Source organism: Streptomyces sp. NPDC004031 (assembly GCF_053604375.1).
Map to the genome: position 1 here is coordinate 1 of NZ_JBSGHL010000117.1, position 6,282 is coordinate 6,282.

Annotated in this window: 2 protein-coding genes; both read right to left on the minus strand. The window is 75.9% G+C overall.

All coding sequences use genetic code 11. The features are described from left to right. The coding region (locus ACWERV_RS36255) for a type I polyketide synthase (RefSeq protein ID WP_452941105.1) at positions 1–2,381 on the minus strand (2,381 nt) is incomplete at its 3' end. 15 nt (positions 2,382–2,396) lie between these two features. Then, positions 2,397–6,282, minus strand: a 3,886-nt coding sequence (locus tag ACWERV_RS36260) for an SDR family NAD(P)-dependent oxidoreductase (RefSeq protein WP_452941107.1), incomplete at its 5' end; no start/stop codon positions are given.

A 6,282-nucleotide genomic window follows, 5' to 3' on the forward strand; every position in this document is an offset into this window, starting at 1 on the left:
GTGGTGGGTTGGGGGGTGATGCCGTCGAGGGTGGTGAGGATGTGGTCGTGGAGTTGGTCGATCTGGGGGCCGTGGGAGGCGTAGTCCACGTCGATGGTCCTGGCCCGGTGGCCGGTGGCCTCGCAGGCCGTCACGACGGCGGTGATCTGCTCGGGCGGGCCGGAGACGACCGTGGCCGCGGGCCCGTTGAAGGCGGCGACGGTGACCTGGCCGGCGTCCGCGCCCAGTTCGTCGAGCAGGTGTGCGGTGTCGTCGGGGCCGAGCGCGAGGGACGCCATGGCGCCTTGTCCGGACAGGGCGCGTAGTGCTTGGGAGCGGAGGGCGACGACGCGGGCGGCGTCGTGGAGGGTGAGGGCTCCGGCGACGGTGGCGGCGGCGATCTCGCCTTGTGAGTGGCCGATGACGGCGGCGGGGTGGATGCCGTGGGCCTGCCATTCGGCGGCGAGGGCGACCATGACGGCCCAGAGGGTGGGTTGGATGACGTCGACGCGGTCGGGGTCGGCGGGTGAGGTGCCGCGCAGGACGTCGGTGAGTGACCAGTCGACGTAAGGGGCGAGGGCTTGTTCGCATTGGGTGATGCGGGCGGCGAAGACGGGTGAGCCGTCCAGGAGGTCCACGCCCATGCCGGGCCACTGCGAGCCCTGGCCCGGGAAGACGAACACCGGACCGGCCCCCGCGTCCAGCGCCGTCCCCCGGACCACGCCCGGGTGCTCCGCCCCCTCCGCCAGCGCCGCGAGACCGTCCAGGAAGTCCTCCCGGGTCCGTCCGACGACGGCCGCGCGGCAGGGGAACAGCGCCCGCGTGGTCAGGAGCGACCGGCCCACGTCCGCGACCGGGACCTCCGGCCGCTCGGCCACCGTCCGCGCCAGCCGCCGGGCCTGCTCGGCGAGGGCCTCCTCGCTGCGGGCGGACAGCACCCACGGCACCGTCGCACCCTCGTCGGCCGCCTCCACGGGCGGGGCTTCCACGGGCGGGGCCTCCACGGGCGCCGGCTCGAGCGCCTCCTCCAGGATGACGTGCGCGTTCGTACCGGAGATGCCGAAGGCCGACACGCCCGCCCGGCGGGTGACGGCGGCGCCCGCGGGCCAGTCCACCGGCTCGGTGAGCAGCCGCACCGCGCCCGCCGTCCAGTCCACGTGCGGGGTCGGCTCGTCCACGTGCAGGGTCGCGGGCAGCGAGCCGTTCCGTAGCGCCATGACCATCTTGATGACCCCGGCGACCCCCGCGGCGCCCTGCGCGTGCCCGATGTTCGACTTGACCGAGCCGAGCCACAGCGGCCGCTCGTCCGGCCGGTCCTGGCCGTATGTCGCGAGCAGCGCGTCCGCCTCGATCGGGTCGCCGAGCTTCGTGCCCGTGCCGTGCGCCTCGACCGCGTCCACCTCGGAGGCCGCGAGCCCGGCGCTGGCGAGCGCCTGCCGGATGACGCGCTGCTGGGACGGGCCGTTGGGCGCGCTCAGGCCGTTGCTGGCGCCGTCCTGGTTGACGGCGGAGCCGCGGACGACGGCCAGCACGCGGTGGCCGTTGCGGCGGGCGTCCGACAGCCGCTCCAGCAGGATCAGTCCGGCGCCCTCGGAGAAGCCCGTGCCGTCCGCCGCGGCCGCGAAGGCCTTGCAGCGAGCGTCGGGCGCGAGGCCGCGCTGCCGGGAGAACTCGACGATGACGTTGGGTGTGGCCATCACCGTCACCCCGCCCGCGAGCGCGAGATCGCACTCCCCGGCGCGCAGCGCCTGCGCGGCCAGGTGGATCGCCACCAGCGACGACGAGCACGCCGTGTCCAGCGTGACGGCCGGCCCCTCCAGGCCCAGCGTGAAGGAGATCCGGCCGGAGACGACGCTGAGCGCGTTGCCGGTCAGCAGGAAGCCCTCGGCGTCCTTGTCGACCGGCGGCGTGCCGAAGCCGGGCACGCCCGCGCCGGTCCAGACACCGGTCGCGGTCCCCTTCAGGCTCGTGGGGTCGATGTGCGCGCGCTCCAGCAGCTCCCAGGCGGTCTCCAGCAGGACGCGCTGCTGCGGGTCCATCGCCGTGGCCTCGCGCGGGCTGATGCCGAAGAACGCCGCGTCGAACTGTCCGGCCCCGGCCAGGAAGCCGCCCTCACGGGCGTAGCTGGTGCCCGAGTGGTCGGGGTCGGGGTGGTAGAGCCCGTCCAGGTCCCAGCCGCGGTCGGTCGGGAAGGGGCCGATGGCGTCACCGCGCTCCGCCACGAGATCCCACAGGGCCTCGGGGGAGTCGATACCGCCGGGGTAGCGGCAGGCCATCGACACGATCGCGATCGGCTCGCGTGCGCGCTCCTCGGTCTCCCGCAGGCGCTGCCTGACCTGGCCGAGGTCGAGGGTGACGCGCTTGAGGTACTGGCGCAGCTTGTCTTCGGTGGTCGTCGGCATCGGTTCCGCATCCCCTCAGGACGAGCCCAGTTGCTGGTCGATGAGCGCGAACATCTCGTCGTCCGACGCGGAGCCCAGGGCCTCCCCGTCGATGTCCGGCGCACCGGACGTACCGCCCTCCAGCCGGGAGAGCAGGGCGTGCAGCCGGCCGGCGATCGTCTCGCGGGCCTTCCCGTCGACCTCCCGGCCGCCGAGCGTCGCCTCCAGCCGCGCCAGGTCGCCGAGCACGGGCGCGAGCGGGTCGGCGGGCGCGGCCGCCTGCCCGTCGGGGGCGAGCCTGCCGTCCAGGAAGCGGGCGGCGCTCTCCGCGTCGGGGTGGTCGAAGACGAGCGCGGCCGGCAGCCGCAGCCCGGTCGCGGCCGTGAGCCGGTTGCGCAGCTCGACCGCGGTGAGCGAGTCGAAGCCCAGCTCCTTGAACGAGGAGTCGGTACGGACCGCCGCCGGATCGCTGTGCCCGAGCACCGTCGCGGCGTGGCTGCGGACCAGCGCCACCAGCTCGCGCTGCCGCTCGTCCGCCGGGAGCCGGCTGACGCGCTCCGCCCACCCCGCGGACTCGGCCGCGGCCGCGGTCCGCCGCACCGGAGCCCCGGCCGCCGCGAGGGCCCGCAGCAGGGCGGGCACCTCGGCGGCCGGACGGCGGCCGAGGGCGCGCGGGTCGAGGTCGAGGGCGACCAGGGCCGGTTCGGCGTGCCGCAGAGCCGCGTCGAGCAGGCCCAGCGCCTTCTCCGTCGAGAGCGGTGTCGTCCCGGACCGGCTCATCCGGGCGTGGTCGGTGCCGGTGAGCTGCTGGGTCATGTCGCTCGCCGCGGCCCACAGCCCCCAGGCGAGCGACGACGCCGGGCGCCCGGCGCGCTGCCGCCCGACCGTGAGCGCGTCGCAATACGCGTTGGCGGCGGCGTAGTTGGCCTGCCCGGGGCTGCCGAGCGTGCCCGCGGCGGAGGAGTAGACGAGGAAGAGGGCCAGCGGGAGGTGCGCGGTGGCCCGGTCGAGGACGGCGGCGGCGGTGGCCTTCGGGTCCCAGACCCGGGCCAGCGACGCGGGAGTCTGCGCGGTCAGCACCGCGTCGTCGAGGACGCCTGCCGCGTGGATGACGCCGGTGAGGGGGTGGTCGGGGTCGATGCCTTCGACGAGTGCGCGTACGGCGTCGGCGTCGGTGGCGTCGGTGGCGGTGATGTGGACGGTGGCGCCGAGGTCGCGCAGACGTGCGGTGAGTTCGGTGGCGCCGGGCGCGTCGGGTCCGCGTCGGCTGGTGAGGTGGAGGTGGGTGACGTTCCAGGCGGTGACGAGGTGTTCGGCCAGCAGTGCGCCGAGGGTGCCGGTGCCCCCGGTGATCAGGACGGTGCCGTCGCGGTCGAGGGCGGGGGGCACGGTGAGGACGATCTTGCCTGTGTGCCTGGCCTGGCTCATGTGCCGCAGCGCCTCGCGGGCGTCGGCCAGCGGCCAGGTGGTGACCGGCGGCGGGGTGAGGGCGCCGTCGGCGAAGAGGTCCGCCAGCGTCGTGAGCATGCGGTGGACGTGGTCCAGGCCCGCGCGGGGGACCAGGTCGTAGAACTGGTAGTCGATGCCGGGGTAGGTGTCGGTGAGATAGTCCGTGTCGCGGATGTCGGTCTTGCCCATCTCGATGAAGCGCCCGCCCTCGCCGAGCAGCCGCAGCGAGGCGTCGGTGAAGTCCCCGGCCAGGCAGTTGAGAACGACGTCCACGCTCCCGGCCGTCTCCCGGAAGGCCGCCTCGAAGTCCAGGTCGCGGGAGGACGCCCGGTGGGCGGCGTCGATGCCCATCGCCTCAAGCACCTTATGCTTGGCCGGACTTGCGGTCGCGTAGACCTCGGCGCCGAGGTGCCGCGCGATCTGCACGGCCGCCATGCCGACACCGCCCGTCGCCGCGTGGATGAGCACGGCGTCCCCCGCCCGCAGGCGGCCGAGATCGACCAGGCCGTACCAGGCGGTGAGGAAGGCGACGGGGATCGCGGCGGCCTGCACGTCGCTCCACCCGGACGGTACGGGCACGAGCGTGCGCGCGTCGGCCACCGTGACGGGCCCGAACGCGCCCTCGAACAGGCCGAACACCCGCTCCCCGGGCGCCACCGAGGTCACGTCCGGCGCGACCTCCAGCACCACCCCCGCGCCCTCGCTGCCGCGGAAGACACCCTCGTCCGGGTACATCCCCAGCAGGATCAGCACATCGCGGAAGTTGACGCCCGCCGCGCGCACGCCGACCCGCACCTGACCCGGCGCCAGCGGCTCCAGCACCTCCGGGCAGGGCACGGCCGACACGCCCTCGACCGTGCCGGAACCGTCCGCGGCCAGCCGCCAGGCCCTCTCGCCCGGCGGCGGCACCAGCTCCGGCAACACGGCCCGCTCCAGCCGCGGTACGAGCACGCGCCCGGCCCGTACGGCGACCTGCGGCTCGTCCCGGGCCACCGCACGGGCGACGGCGTCGAGCAGCGCGGCCGGGTCCGCCGTGTCGTCGAGATCGCACAGCACGAAGCGGCCCGGCTCCTCCGCCTGCGCGCTGCGCAGCAGGCCCCACACCGCGGCGGCCGCCGGATCGGGCACGACGCCTTCCGCGGCCACGGCCCCGCGCGTGACGGCCACCAGCAGCGACTCCGCCAACCGCGGCTCCGCCAGCCACCGCTGGGCCAGCGCCAGCACCTCCGTGACGGCGCCCAGCGCGGCCGCCGACAGCTCGGCGCCCTCCGCCACCGGCGGCACGCCGGTCAGCACCGTCACCGGCAGCGGGCCGTCGGATGCGAGCAGCGCGGCCAGGTCGGCGTGCCGCGGCAGTTCCGGCAGCGGCGGCCCCTCCCCGAGACACGCCCAGCCCTCCGCCGTACCCGTCCCCGGCGTCCCGGCCGGTTCGGGCAGCGGCGTCCAGGCCACGGCGAACAGCCCGTCCACCGGTCGCGCCCCCGTGTCCCGCAACTGCCGCGCGCTCGTGGGCCGTACGGTCACCGACTCCGCGCGCAGCACCGGGGCTCCCGCGGCGTCGGCCACCAGGAGGCGCAGGCCGTGCTCCAGGGGCGTCATCCGGACGCGGACGCGGGTGGCGCCGGTGGCGTGCAGGGTGACACCGGTCCAGGCGAAGGGCAGCAGCACCTGCCCGTCACCGCCGGAATCGGCGGGGCGGTCGAGGGCGAGGGGGTGCAGGGCGGCGTCCAGGAGGGCCGGGTGGACACCGAAAGCCGGGGCGCCGCCGCGGGCCTGCTCGGGCAGGACGACCTCGGCGAGCAGGTCGTCGCCCTGCCGCCAGGCGGCCACCAGGCCCTGGAAGGCCGGTCCGTAGCCGTACCCCGCCGCCTCGGCGCGGGCGTAGAAGTCCGCGGTGTCCACCGGTACGGCGTCCGGCGGCGGCCACGCCCCGGCGGCTTCCGGCGCGGGGGCGTCCGCGGTCGCCGGGGCGAGCAGGCCGGTCGCGTGGCAGGTCCAGGGCGAATCGTCGCCGGAGGGGCGGGAGTTCACCCGTATCGCCCGGTGGCCCTCGGGGTCGGGGGCGTCCAGGGCGATCTGGAGACGGAGGGTGCCGGTGGCGGGCAGCATGAGGGGGGTGTGCAGGGCGAGTTCGTCGATGCCGCCCGCTCCGGCCTCGTCGGCGGCGCGCAGCGCCCACTCGACCAGGGCCGCACCGGGCACCAGGGCAACGCCGGCCACCGCGTGGTCGTCCAGCCAGCCCGCGCCGCCCGCAGCCGGGAGGACCCCGGTCAGCACCAGCCCGCCGTCGGCGAGTTCGACGGCCGCGCTGAGCTGCGCGTGCCCCACCGCCGCGAGACCGGCCGCCGTGAGGTCACCGGGTCCGTCGTCCATCTCCAGCCAGTAGTGGTGGTGTTGGAAGGGGTAGGTGGGGAGGTCGGTGGTGGGTGCGGTGGGTCCTGTGGTGTAGGTGGGGGTGAGTCCGGTGGTGTGG